This is a genomic window from Aquibacillus salsiterrae (assembly GCF_028416595.1).
GTDB lineage: Bacteria > Bacillota > Bacilli > Bacillales > Amphibacillaceae > Aquibacillus_A > Aquibacillus_A salsiterrae.
Genome location: NZ_JAMQKC010000023.1, coordinates 12,950 through 26,142, shown reverse-complemented (window position 1 = coordinate 26,142; position 13,193 = coordinate 12,950). Strand labels below are relative to the sequence as shown.

The 13,193-nt window shown below is 38.2% G+C and carries 13 protein-coding genes and 1 riboswitch; of the genes, 9 read left to right on the top strand and 4 right to left on the bottom strand.

Annotated features, from left to right (window positions below; genetic code table 11):
* Window positions 1-61: 61 nt before the first annotated feature.
* Window positions 62-209: riboswitch (FMN riboswitch) on the top strand.
* Between the two features lie 154 nt (window positions 210-363).
* Window positions 364-942 (top strand): ECF transporter S component, encoded by a 579-nt coding sequence (locus NC799_RS15495; RefSeq protein WP_272447349.1) that lies wholly within the window; start codon window positions 364-366, stop codon window positions 940-942.
* A gap of 170 nt (window positions 943-1,112) precedes the next feature.
* On the opposite strand, the gene NC799_RS15490 is transcribed toward NC799_RS15495, so the two are convergent.
* The gene (locus tag NC799_RS15490) at window positions 1,113-1,499 is read right to left on the bottom strand and encodes a PaaI family thioesterase (protein ID WP_272447348.1); all 387 of its coding nucleotides are present in this window, start codon (window positions 1,497-1,499) and stop codon (window positions 1,113-1,115) included.
* A gap of 48 nt (window positions 1,500-1,547) precedes the next feature.
* A complete protein-coding gene (locus NC799_RS15485) occupies window positions 1,548-2,495 on the bottom strand; it encodes a 1,4-dihydroxy-2-naphthoate polyprenyltransferase (RefSeq protein WP_272447347.1) in 948 nt (315 codons plus the stop codon).
* A 405-nt stretch (window positions 2,496-2,900) separates the two neighbouring features.
* Between NC799_RS15485 and NC799_RS15480 the strand changes: the two genes are divergently transcribed.
* The 5 genes from NC799_RS15480 (at window position 2,901) to NC799_RS15460 (ending at window position 9,255) form a co-directional block, all read left to right on the top strand.
* Complete coding sequence (locus NC799_RS15480) at window positions 2,901-4,301, top strand: isochorismate synthase (RefSeq protein WP_272447346.1); 1,401 nt, start codon at window positions 2,901-2,903, stop codon at window positions 4,299-4,301.
* Window positions 4,302-4,306: 5 nt separating this feature from the next.
* Window positions 4,307-6,049: a 2-succinyl-5-enolpyruvyl-6-hydroxy-3-cyclohexene-1-carboxylic-acid synthase gene (gene menD, locus NC799_RS15475; RefSeq protein WP_272447345.1), complete on the top strand. Its 1,743-nt coding sequence runs from the start codon at window positions 4,307-4,309 to the stop codon at window positions 6,047-6,049.
* A complete protein-coding gene (menH, locus tag NC799_RS15470) occupies window positions 6,050-6,856 on the top strand; it encodes a 2-succinyl-6-hydroxy-2,4-cyclohexadiene-1-carboxylate synthase (protein WP_272447344.1) in 807 nt (268 codons plus the stop codon).
* A gap of 1 nt (window position 6,857) precedes the next feature.
* The gene (menB, locus tag NC799_RS15465) at window positions 6,858-7,676 is read left to right on the top strand and encodes a 1,4-dihydroxy-2-naphthoyl-CoA synthase (RefSeq protein ID WP_272447343.1); all 819 of its coding nucleotides are present in this window, start codon (window positions 6,858-6,860) and stop codon (window positions 7,674-7,676) included.
* Window positions 7,677-7,770: 94 nt separating this feature from the next.
* Window positions 7,771-9,255, top strand: a complete 1,485-nt coding sequence (locus NC799_RS15460; RefSeq protein ID WP_272447342.1) for an o-succinylbenzoate--CoA ligase — start codon at window positions 7,771-7,773, stop codon at window positions 9,253-9,255.
* 43 nt (window positions 9,256-9,298) lie between these two features.
* Here NC799_RS15460 and NC799_RS15455 read toward each other — a convergent pair whose 3' ends face one another.
* Window positions 9,299-10,549: a Y-family DNA polymerase gene (locus NC799_RS15455; protein WP_272447371.1), complete on the bottom strand. Its 1,251-nt coding sequence runs from the start codon at window positions 10,547-10,549 to the stop codon at window positions 9,299-9,301.
* A gap of 379 nt (window positions 10,550-10,928) precedes the next feature.
* On the opposite strand from NC799_RS15455, the gene NC799_RS15450 reads away from it, so the two are divergent.
* On the top strand, window positions 10,929-11,765 hold the full coding sequence (locus tag NC799_RS15450; protein ID WP_272447341.1) for an ABC transporter ATP-binding protein: 837 nt from the start codon (window positions 10,929-10,931) through the stop codon (window positions 11,763-11,765).
* 39 nt (window positions 11,766-11,804) lie between these two features.
* Here NC799_RS15450 and NC799_RS15445 read toward each other — a convergent pair whose 3' ends face one another.
* Entirely contained in the window at window positions 11,805-12,038 is a 234-nt protein-coding gene (locus NC799_RS15445) for a DUF6154 family protein (RefSeq protein WP_272447340.1), read from the bottom strand.
* A 116-nt stretch (window positions 12,039-12,154) separates the two neighbouring features.
* Between NC799_RS15445 and NC799_RS15440 the strand changes: the two genes are divergently transcribed.
* Entirely contained in the window at window positions 12,155-12,463 is a 309-nt protein-coding gene (locus tag NC799_RS15440; protein WP_272447339.1) for a hydrolase, read from the top strand.
* Between the two features lie 164 nt (window positions 12,464-12,627).
* A complete protein-coding gene (locus tag NC799_RS15435; RefSeq protein WP_272447338.1) occupies window positions 12,628-13,185 on the top strand; it encodes a hypothetical protein in 558 nt (185 codons plus the stop codon).
* Window positions 13,186-13,193: the final 8 nt, after the last annotated feature.

Sequence of the window (13,193 nt, the reverse complement as noted above, 5' to 3'; positions counted from 1 at the left end):
GTTGTTATGGCTTCACAAACAACTATGTCTAGTGTATAATACAAATACAAAAAAATATCGATTCTATCTTCGGGGCAGGGTGAAATTCCCGACCGACGGTGATGAATGCATTAGCATTCTTAGTCCGTGACCCGCATCGTATGCTACGTTGTGGTTGACCTGGTGAAACTCCGGGACCGACAGTAAAGTCTGGATGGGAGAAGATAACTTGAGAGAAAAAGGTTGATATCTTTATCATTCACCTTTTATTTCCTGTTGTAAATTATAACCCTAATGCCCTTGTGTGCGTTAGGGTTTTTGTGTTGCAGGAGATACTCTCCCTTCATCAAAAGATTAGAATCGATAGATGGAGGAGGAGAAGATATGCAATCTTCTAAATTATTAAAATTAATTATTTTTGCTCTATTAGGTACAATTTCAATGGTGTTAATGTTTTTGAATTTCCCTTTACCATTTCTACCACCTTACCTAAAGATTGATTTCAGTGAAGTACCGGCACTCATTGCAGCCTTGTTATTTACTCCGATTGCTGGAGTTATAGTGGAAGCAATTAAAAATAGCTTGTATTTGATATATACTGGTGCTGGTGACCCTGTCGGAGTAGTTGCAAATTTCCTTGCGGGTTCTCTATTTGTAGTACCTGTTGCTATTTTTTACCATAAACTAAAGGGTGTTAAGAGCCTGTTGTCAGGTTTAATTACTGGTACAATCGTGATGGCGGTAGGTATGAGTGTGTTGAACTATCTTGTGATCTTACCTGCATACAGTTGGTTGATGGGATTGGAAGAAATGGCAATCCCATCAGTGAAATGGGCATCAGTGATCGCTGGTATCCTACCGTTTAATCTTCTTAAAGGTATTATAGTCAGTGCGCTTTTCATCCCGTTATTTGCCAAATTAAGACCGTGGTTGGAAAAGAAACGAATAACGTTTACTTCCTAGGTCAATAAATTCCCCCCTAGTTAAAGGTGGTAAGAAAAGGTTCACTTATGGAAAAAGGCTTTAGTCAAAAGGTCGATAACGATCCTTTACTAAAGCCTTTTTTAAAAGAAAAGAAAGTATAAAAAGATCCAAGAGCTGTCTAGCTCCGGGCACCTAGCATCTCGGGGTCTCTAGTGGCTTTTATTGATTATTCCAATGGTACACCTTGAGATAGCAATTAAGTCGTCGTCTTCATCGGTCAATTTGATTTCCCAAACCATTGTCGTTTTGCCTTTATGAATAGGTGTTGCTTTCCCGATAATAAAACCATCTTTTTTACTCTTTATATGATTGCAATTTATTTCGATACCTACAATTTGTTGTGAATGTGGCTCAACATTTAACATTCCACCTATACTTGCAGCTGTCTCTGCAAGTGCTACACTAGCACCACCGTGCAAAAAACCCATTGGCTGTTTCGTCTTTTCATTTACTGGCATCTTTATTTTGACCAAGTCTTTTTCAAGAACAAGAATTTTCATTTCTAATGCTTCCATTAGCGTGTTGGAGAAGTCCATCGAATCGCTCCTCTGTATGGTTTTCTGGTTAGTAAAAAAAATAATTGATTAGAAAGAAAAAGGGATGATTAGATGTAACAATAAAGAAATCCCAAGTAGAAATCCGTAAATCGTGTTCGTTTGAGCAGTAGCTTTCATTCCTGGCATCATTTCTATATTTGTCTTTTTTCCTTTAAATGCTTGTACAGCATCGATTGCTTTTTTGCCGCTAAGAAAACTAATTAGTGACCAAATAGGTAATAAACCGAGCAAAATTAATAGGAGCGTGATAACATAACTTGTGATGAAACTACCTGCTAAGAGACGGACGGCATTGTCATGTCCAAAAAGAATAGCGAGTGTTTTCCTGCCATTTATCTTATCTCCTTCTAAGTCACGAATGTTATTAGACAAAAGAATAGTACCGATAAAAATTGAAATCGGAATAGATACTAACCAAACTTCACTCGGTGTTTCATTTGTCTGAATAAAATAACTAATGACAATGATCATTGCTCCCATAAAAAATCCTGCGAAAACTTCACCAAATGGTGTATAGGCAATTGGAACAGGTCCTCCTGTGTATAAATAACCGCAAAGCATACACACGATTCCAATAAGAGCGAGCCACCAATTGGTTTCTGAGCAAATATAAACACCTAATAGCATAGCTACTCCGAAAAAGGATAGTGCAAGGGTTAACACTGTTTGAGGCGCAATACCATCCCTTACAATCGTTCCTCCAATTCCAACAGATTGTTCATTATCAAGACCCCGCTTGAAATCATAGTACTCATTGAACATATTTGTCGCCGCTTGAATCAAAATAGATGCAAGTAACATAGCTAAGAATAATAAAAAGTGAAGCGACTCTTGATTGATTGCTAACATTGTTCCAACAAAGACAGGGATGAAGGATGCAGTTAAGGTGTGTGGTCTAAGTAACCTCCACCATACATGAAACCCCTCTTTTTCGTTCAAGGCGCTACTAAAATCTTTTTTTTCTAGTGATTGCATTTATATCTTCTCCTTAATAAAGTCAAACTTCAAATCAGTTTGGTGGTTAAGACCGAATAAACGCTTCTATTTTGACAGTGAAAAGCGACTAATTTCATAATTAAGTTTATGGAATGACTTGATTAGTGTCAATTATCTAAGCGATATATTTCATAGGAATTAATGGGAATTGTTGAGAAACCCAGTAAAAGCTAATAAAATGGTGTACGGAATATAACGCTAATACCAAAAAAATTAAGCTGCTTTATTCAGGAAGCAGAGTTACATGAGCATTTTTTACTGTTTTGTATTGTTTTCGTTTATAATAAAAATAAGTTTATTCTTTAAGTAGAGCAAGAAAGGCTATTTTTAGTCTTTTTTCGCGTGTTTTTGGAGTGAAGCTCCTATTATATTGGAGGGTTTTTAATGATTCAAACAGAAGTTAAAGGACTCGAAGAAGCTCTCAACCATGCAATAGCTGTTGCAAAGCAAAAGAAGAAACCTCAACTTTTAAGTTTCACATATTCTGTTGAAAAGATTGATCCAGTTTTGTTTTTTGAAAATGGACAAACAATAGACGTGAATAGAATTTTTTGGACTAGCACTACAGATGAATTTTGTATTGCTGGGATAGGTGAAGCCTACACATTAGTTAGTAACGAGCGAAGATTTGATTCCATCGAGCAATCCTGGAAACTTATGTTGGATAATACGCTTACTTTTAATCCATTCCAAACAGCTGGAACTGGACCAATTGTGTTTGGTGGCTTTTCTTTTGATCCTAAGAAAAGAAAAACAGACTTATGGGAACATTATGCGGATAGCATGTTTCGCGTTCCTTCTTTTTTGTTGACAAACTATAATGGCTTTAGTTATTTGACAGTTAATGTATTGGTGAGACCCGAGGATCACGCCGGCCAATTACACCATGATTTCATGAACAAAAAATCGCTGTTATTTAAAGGCAATTCTGATATGCTTAACCGAAATAATACAAAGATACTATCAAAACATGAAGTGAATCCAGATTCTTGGAAGAAACTAGTGTCAAAGGCAACGAATGAGATTAAAGTAGGTTACGCATCAAAAATAGTTCTAGCTAGAGAAATGAACGTAACGTTCGATAGTCCAGTTAACATAGGTGCTATCTTGCGAGACTTAATGAGGATACAAACGAATAGTTATATTTTTGCATTTGAAAATGGGCAAGACTGTTTCCTTGGGGCTTCACCAGAAAGACTGGTCAAAGTTGATCACCAACAGTTACTGTCAACTTGTCTCGCCGGGACAGCACCTCGAGGAAAGACAAATGAAGAAGACAAACAAATTGGTAGACAATTATTAAACGACACAAAAAATCGTGAAGAACATGACTTTGTAGTGAAAATGATAAAAGACGCGGTTTTAGAGTACTGTGAACAGATTGAAGTACCGGAACAACCAGTTCTTTATCCACTTAAAAACCTGCAACATTTGTATACACCCGTTAAGGCTAAATTAAAAAACGACTTTACGCTGTTTCAAGTTGTTAAAAAATTGCATCCAACTCCTGCACTAGGTGGTTTTCCACAAGGTAAATCACTGGAGTTTATCAGAAATTATGAAGAGTTGGATCGTGGTTGGTACGGGGCTCCGATTGGGTGGGTGGACGCCTATCAAAATGGTGAGTTTGCTGTTGCGATTAGGTCCGCACTAATCAAACAAAAAACAAAGGCTACTTTGTTTGCTGGATGTGGAGTAGTTAAAGAATCCGACCCGCAATCTGAATATGAAGAAACAAATATAAAATTCGCGCCAATGTTATCTGTGCTCGGAGGGGAGGTTTAGTGAAAATGACACATACTGAAGTGTTAACAAGATACGTTGCCAATTTTATAGACGAGTTATATCAAAGTGGTCTAACGGACGTAGTTATTTCCCCTGGCTCAAGGTCTACTCCGTTGGCGATGACATTTGCTGAACATCCAAACATTCATCATTGGATTAACTTAGATGAACGGTCAGCTGCTTTTTTTGCTTTAGGAATGGCAAAGCAACTGAGAAAGCCAGTTGCCATTGTTTGTACGTCAGGAACTGCTGCGGCTAACTACTTTCCTGCTATTGTTGAGGCTTATTATGCCAGAGTACCTTTAGTCGTACTTACCGCAGATCGTCCGCATGAATTGCGTGATGTTGGTGCACCTCAAGCCATTGACCAAATAAATTTGTATGGAAAACACGTCAAGTGGTTTCAGGAAATGGCTCTTCCAGATAGTACGTTGTTTAGCTATGTTCGTGGCATGGCAAGTAGAGCAGTCTTTCTAGCTAATGCTGGAAATGCTGGTCCTGTCCATTTAAACTTTCCTTTTAGAGAACCGCTTGTCCCGGATTTCACTATTGAAAATCTTTGGGGCGAAAAGGGGAGTGTAAAGTTTCATGAATTTTTTGATGGTAGTAAAGCAGTAACGCATCATGACGCATTGAAACTAACTAACGTATTGCAACAACATAAGCGAGGACTTCTTGTATGTGGTCCTCAAGAAGATGATGAATTGGCTCGTGAAGTTGCTCGTTTAGCAGAAGTCTACAATATACCGTTGTTAGCTGACCCACTTTCGGGTATTAGAGCAGGAACACATCCAAAGATAAATGTCATTGAAAGCTATGATACAATTTTGAAGAGTAAAGAAGTCCGAGACTATCTTAAACCCGATTACATCATCCGGTTTGGAGCAATGCCTGTATCGAAATCCTATATGCTCCTTTTGAAGGAAAATCCATTGATTGATCACTTTGTTATAGAAGAACATGCTGGTTTTCGGGAGCCTGTTGGTATGGGTAGTCATTTTATTTATAGCAATCCCATTGCATTTTGTGCTGCTTTAGAAGGATTAAATCTATTAACAAGTGATAAAGAGTGGCTACATAAGTGGAATCAAATGAATGCTATTTGCACACATCATCTGATGACTGAAGATGATCCAAATCAATTGACAGAAGGGCATGTAGTTAAGTACCTCCAGGAATACACGCCAAATCGGAGTACATTATATGTCGGAAATAGTATGCCAATTAGAGACATGGATACTTTCTTTTTGCGTACAAACAAGGAAATTAAAGTGCTTGGAAATCGAGGGGTTAATGGAATTGATGGTTTAACATCAAGTGGTTTAGGGGCTGCAGCGCATGGTGAGGTTGTTACACTATTAGTAGGTGACCTTACTTTCTTTCACGATATGAATGGTTTACTACTTGCAAAACAGTATGGATTACGCTTAACGATAGTATTAATTAACAATAATGGCGGAGGTATTTTTTCCTTTCTTCCTCAAGCAAAGGAAAAGTCTAAACATTATGAAGTATTGTTTGGAACCCCATTAGATATTGATTTCTTCTATACGGCAGAATTATATGGTGCTAGTTATACGAAAGTAACATCCTGGGAGGAATTTAAAGTAGGACTAGCTAATGCTTATATCAAAGAAGGCATATCAATTATTGAGGTACAGACGAATAGAGATGAAAATGTGAAATGGCATCAGCAAAAATGGAAACTCATTCAAAACAAGTTGTTAAAAGAGTTGCGAGGTGAGTAGGTGTACGTTAAAGTCGATGGTGTCGATTATTGGGTTGAGATATATGGTGAAGGTGAACCTGTTGTCTTACTACACGGTTTCACGGGTAGTATAGCAAACTGGGGGTACCTGATAAAAAGGTTAAAACAGGAATATAAAGTGCTCGCTATTGATTTACCTGGTCATGGCCAAACAAAGATAGACACCGTGGTTAAAATGGAAGCTTTTTGCCAGCATTTGCGTGAGATTTTGCTCCAACATGGCGTGAAACAAACAGCGATGGTTGGGTACTCATTAGGAGGCAGAACAGCACTTTCTTTTGCAATGATATACCCAGAAATGGTAAGGTCACTTGTTTTGGAAAGTGCTTCTCCGGGTTTATCAACGGTTACTGAACAAATTGAACGTCAAACCAAAGATGATGCATTGGCATTAAAAATTGAATCAGAAGGGATTGCCTCCTTCGTTGCATTCTGGGAAAACATTCCTTTATTCAACAGTCAAAAACAACTTTCAGCTACCCAACAAGCAAAAATTAAAAAAGAACGATTAGCCCAATGTGCAAGTGGTCTTGCATTCTCGTTACGTGGAATGGGGACTGGTGTAATGCCTTCTTGGTGGGATAAGCTTCCAACATTGAATAGCAATGTTTTGTTAATCGTTGGTGAGCTTGATGAGAAGTTTGTTTCTATTGCAAAACGAATGTCCGGAAAAATGAGAAACTGCCAGTTAATCGTTGTACCTAACACGGGACATGCAGTTCATGTGGAAGATCCCGATTTTTTTGGTACAATAGTAAATGAATTTTTACAAAATGGAGGAAATTAAAATGGCTGTAGAATGGATAAAAGAAAGAGAATATGAAGATGTTTTATATGAAACATACAATGGTATTGCTAAAATTACGATTAACCGCCCTGAGGTTCGAAATGCGTTTCGCCCAAAGACAGTAAATGAGTTAATTGACGCGTTTGCTTATGCTCGTGACGATTCATCAATCGGTGTTATCGTACTGGCGGGTGCTGGGGATAAAGCATTCTGCTCGGGTGGAGACCAAAAGGTTAGAGGTCATGGTGGATATGTTGGAGATGACCAAATCCCGCGTTTGAATGTACTGGACTTACAACGACTCATTCGTGTTATTCCTAAGCCTGTTGTTGCGATGGTTTCTGGTTATGCTATTGGCGGTGGTCATGTTTTACACGTGATCTGTGACTTAACTATAGCAGCAGACAATGCTATTTTTGGCCAAACAGGACCAAAAGTAGGAAGCTTTGATGCTGGGTATGGTGCTGGCTACTTAGCACGTATTGTTGGGCATAAGAAAGCAAGGGAAATTTGGTTCTTATGTCGTCAATACAACGCGCAAGAAGCCTTAGACATGGGATTAGTAAACACAGTTGTTCCTCTTGAGCAACTAGAAGCAGAAACCGTTAAGTGGTGTGAAGAAATGCTCGAGAAATCTCCTACTGCACTGCGCTTCTTAAAAGCATCGCTTAATGCCGATACAGATGGGTTAGCTGGTTTGCAACAAATGGGTGGAGACGCCACTTTATTGTATTACACAACAGATGAGGCAAAAGAAGGACGCGACGCATTTAAAGAAAAGCGCAATCCTGACTTTAAGCAATTCCCTCGTTTCCCTTAAGCTAATAAACATATACTTAACTTAGCTGACTTTTTGGTAGATATCCAATTGAGTCAGCTTTTTTGCTCGAATTACTTACTTGAGGAGAATGGTAATGACTAATATGATGCCACATTGGTTGGATAAGCGTGCTGATTTAACTCCTAATCATATCGCTATCCAACAGCCATTTAAAGATCCGATAACCTTTATCGAACTGAAAACAAAGGCTAAAAGCTTGGCAAAGAGGTTATCCTCCGCTGGCGTGTCTTTGGGAAGCCGTGTAGGTGTTTATTCGCCAAATTCAGCTGAAATGGTTGTTGTTCTACATAGTCTATCTTATCTTGGGGCTGTAGCGGTCCTTATCAATACGAGATTGTCTACTTCAGAAGTTTCCCACCAATTGACAGATGCAAATGTCTCGTTATTGCTGACGTCAGACGAGGCGAGTGGGGCTTGTCAAAGCATCGTTCAGTCACTTGCATCACCTATATCTTTGTATTCATTTTCTGATGTTTGGCGTCTCGGTGAAAAGGAGACAAATTTAAGAACAGAAATTGATCTGAATGCTCCATTTACAATTATTTATACTTCCGGCACAACAGGATTTCCAAAGGGGGTTGTTCATACTTATGGAAACCATTGGTGGAGTGCTATCTCATCAGCTTTAAATCTTGGTTTAGATGTTAATGAAAAGTGGCTTGCGGCTCTACCTCTATTTCATGTTGGCGGTCTATCCATCCTACTAAAAAGTTGTATCTATGGTATGACTGTTTACCTTTTAGAAAAATTTGACGTTGAAGCGGTGCATCACGCAATAATGAACGAAGGTGTTACGATTGCTTCGGTCGTTTCCGTTATGCTTGACCGCCTACTTCAATGGCTACAGTCAGAATATTATCCAAGCACGTTTCGCTGTATGCTTTTGGGTGGGGGACCAGCACCGAAGCCATTGCTAGAAAGAGCAGCACAAGCGAATGTTCCTGTCTTTCAAACGTATGGTATGACAGAGACATCCTCGCAAATTGCAACATTAAGTCCAAACAATGCTTTAGACAAGCTAGGGTCTGCTGGTAAGGCTCTTTTTCCGGCTCAGTTAAAGATTATTAATGAAAATGGGAACGAACAGCCTGCTTTTGTTTACGGGGAGATTTACGTGAAAGGACCGATGGTTACTAATGGGTATTTCCATAACGAAGATGCTAACAAACGCTCCTTTCATAACGGCTGGCTTGCAACAGGAGATATCGGATATTTTGATGAGGATGGTTTTTTATATGTGGTTGACCGCAGAAAGGATTTAATCATCTCTGGTGGTGAAAATATCTATCCTGCTGAAATTGAAAGTGTGTTGCTAGGGATGGAAGGTGTAGAAGAAGCCGGTGTTACAAAAAAAGCAGATGAAAAGTGGGGGAGTGTTCCGATTGCCTTTCTAGTAAGGTCAGATACTAAATTGACTGAAGAACAAGTCTTAGCTTTTTGTCATGCAAAGCTTGCAAACTATAAAATACCTAAGGAAATATATTTCGTTGACACACTTCCTAGAAATGCATCGAACAAACTAGTAAGGCATAAGCTTACTCGTTTTATTCCAAAGTAAAAGGATTAGCACGCTTTAAGGGCGTGCTTATTCTTTTTCGCATTTAAGCTTTGTGCCCACCTATTTTTTTACTCCGTTCTAATGTTACACCGGCATGGGTAAAACTAGTGGCGCGTAAAATAGCTGTCGGGCCGTGTCTTTCCCGTATATAATCCATGACATAGCCTAAATCCTTTTGCTTTGTTTTGTCTTCAAACAAGTCAAGCTGTGTTTCTTCATCATCAAATAAATGATCTAACGTGACAAATACACGTCTTATTTTGCTCTGTCCATCATAAAATTCTGAAAATAGTTGCATGCATACATGGTAAACATCCATTGTAATATTGGTGGGCAAGTGGGTAGAACGGGATCTGCTAAATCCACCACCGTGTTCAATGGAGTAACCAATTCCTAAATGAATCGTTCTTCCGGCTTTCTTTGCCAACCTTGCCCGACGACAAACCTCTTCTGCTAAATCTAGAATACAAGCAAGCACTTCCTCTTGGTTGTAATCACGTAATAACGTAATTCCATGTCCAAATCCTTTTTGTTCCTGTTTTTGGAAATTACCAATAACAGGGCTCAAGTCGATACCCCAAGCATGCCAATACAGTTGCTCTCCCATTACACCAAACCGTTTCTTAAGTTGCTCGAGGGGGTAATTGGCGAGTTGTCCTAAAGTAATCATTCCCATCCGATTTAAGTTTCGCATCATTCGTTTACCAATCCCCCAAATTTCTTCAACAGCTACTGGCCACAGTTTTTCTGAAACGTCTTCGTATGTACATTCTGCAATCCCTGATTGTTTGGCATATAGATCCATAACTACTTTCGCTAAAAATTTATTGTCGCCGATACCAATAGAGCAAGTAAGCCCCATCGTTTCATAAAGCTCTTCTTTAATTAACCGAGCTACATTCCAGCGACTACCATAAAGTCTTTGTAATCCGTTAACCGTAACCCATAATTCGTCAACCGAATATTGGTGAATCGCTTCTTTGGGTACATAATGATTTAGTAGCTTCGTAATTTCAACTGAAACGTCTAAATAATCACCCATTTTTGCTTCGACCACGTGTATAGCAGGGTCATTAGGTAAGTCAAAATACCTACTAACATTTTTGACTCCGTACTGTTTTTTTAATTGTGGGGATGCGGCAAGAATAATACTACCAGAGCGTTGCTTATCTCCAACTACAGCAAGCATTGTTGTCATTGGGTCTAAGCCTCGTTTTACACATTCTACACTTGCATAAAAAGAACGCATATCAATACACAGAACATCATTTTTGGGAAAATTAGTATAATTCATCATCACTATTCATCTCCAACAGAACATTTGTTCCTGTATTATTATAGTCTAAACGAGCAGATTGTAAAAGAGCAAAAATATGCCAAAGTAGATTTATGAATTTATATATTAGATGTAAAATCCTCCATTTATTCGACGGAATTTCTAAAAATAGTCACAACTAAATTTTGCTTACAAGATAAGAAAAAAACCAAACGTGGATAACATTCAGCGACAGCCACGTCCAGCTTCAGTGCCTACCCCTCCTGAGTGAGTAAGTCAATCCTCTACATGGCAAATTGAGAAAGATTATCAAAATCATTGACGGGAGAATGGAAAGAAAATAAACTAGAGGGAGGAATTAAGAACGAAAGGCAACTCGGTAAGGGAGAGATTGCAAATGGAAGCATTGACAGCTAGAGAGTTAACATTGGGTTACGGAGAAACAAATATCATAGAAGATTTAACAATTACCATTCCTAAAGGTGAAATAACCGTATTTATTGGAGGGAATGGTTGCGGGAAATCAACGTTACTACGGTCAATGGCCCGGTTATTAAAACCAAAAGAGGGCGGGATTGTTCTTCACGGAGAAGATATCGCAAAAATCCCAACGAAGGAAGTAGCTAAAAAATTAGCTATTTTGCCACAAAGCCCGATAAGTCCGGAAGGCTTAACTGTATTTGATTTAGTTAAACAAGGTAGACATCCATATAAAAGTATGTTTAAAGGCTGGTCGGATGAAGATGAACGGGCAGTTTTTGGTGCGCTAGAGGCGACAAATATGTTCGAACTGAAGGACCGCTACGTAGACTCCTTATCAGGCGGACAGAGACAGCGCGCGTGGATTGCAATGACATTAGCTCAGGAAACAGATACTATTCTACTCGATGAACCAACGACCTATTTAGACATGACACACCAAATTGAAATATTAGACTTATTGTTTGATTTAAATGAAAAAGATAATCGGACCATAGTTATGGTGTTACATGATCTTAATCTTGCATGTAGATATGCTCATCATATAGTTGCAATAAAGGATAAAAAGGTTTACGCACAAGGTAAGCCGGAAGAAATTGTTGACTGCGATATGGTAAGCGATGTGTTTCAAATGAAATGTGATATAACTTATGATCCGATGTTTGGAACTCCAATGTGCATCCCACATGGTAAGGGGCGCTGTTTAATAAAAAATGCCATTTCTGAATCAAGGTCAAAAGTAAAAACAATATAGATGAAACGAAGGCCTCATCAGTAGATGGGGTTTTTTTGTTTAGACAGACCATTTAAACGAGCTTGTACCTTTTAATTTTTCCTCGATATCATTACTAATATGATTTGTTAGCATTTCGCTGAGTTCTCCTTTTGAATATGATTTAATAATCTTTTCAATTGCATGTTGATCCATTTGCTCTAAAATCGATTGGACAAATAGCTGGAGTGACTCCCTTTCATCATTTTCAAAATGCTGCAAATATAATTCAAAAAGCTCATCTGAAAAGTTCATTGTAATCCCTTCCTTCTTTTTAATAGTTTCTTTGTATGATACCTTATGCAAAAAAAGTGAAAAGTTGTTCATAAATCTTTTGAAAAAGAGAAAATTAAAGGAGAGGAGGGTTAAAGTTGGAAAAGAAAAAGTACTTTGTCAACGTAGCTACCCAGGAAATATCACAAATTCAGGTTGGTGATAATGATGATTTTACCATTTACGCAGACGATGAAGAAGTGTTCCTACTAAGGCAGCAATTAACAACAATGCATGATTCAGACATTCGATCATTCTGGCGGGCGCATGTTCCTTTTGAGCAATATCATAACGACGAATCAAACGATGAATATGATGAAGGGCTGGTTTCAGTCTATCGTACGATCCATAAATTAGGAGACGAAAAAACAAAAGACCATATTGAAAGTATGGGGATTCTTGGCTAGTGGATATGGATAACTGGCTCAAACATTTTGAGTCAGTTTCTCTGTTGTTGCCTCCATCATTGATTGGAACCTTTTCATTGCGTAATGCGTCTAATATACGAAATACGCTTAAAAAGGTTTGAGTGTCGAAAAATGAGGAAATGAGTAGGTAAGGAGGGACAAGGATGAGTGAAAAGAAAATTCCGATGAGAATTATTGGTGTCATTGCAATTATAGTTTTATTAGTTTTGCCAACAATTAAGCCAAATAGGGATGTGTTTGCAGAAGATGATTACGTGAGTAACTCACACGTTTTATCAAATAAAGGGGAACAACCACCGAAACAACAAGTTGAAAAGGTTGAACTCACTCATGATGAATTAGTGAAGATTACCGATGAATTTATCCGTCTACTCGTCCAACAAAGTGACTCGAATAATAAAGTGATTAATTACCAATCAAAGGAAATGCTAGTAGAAGCATTTAAATCAATTGCGACGAAAGAAGTCGCCAAACCATATATTGATTACTATTTTGAGGAAAAGGATTCAGGTTTGTACATTGTACCAACAGAAACACCACCATGGTTTGAAAAAGATCAAAAATATGAGATGATAGATATAGGTAATAATAAGGTGAAAATTAGTCAAAGCAATCAAAATGAATTGTACGGAGAATATAAAATAGAACTAGAATTAACCTACAGCAACAAATGGAGATTAACAAGTATTAGTCACGGTTAACATTCTTC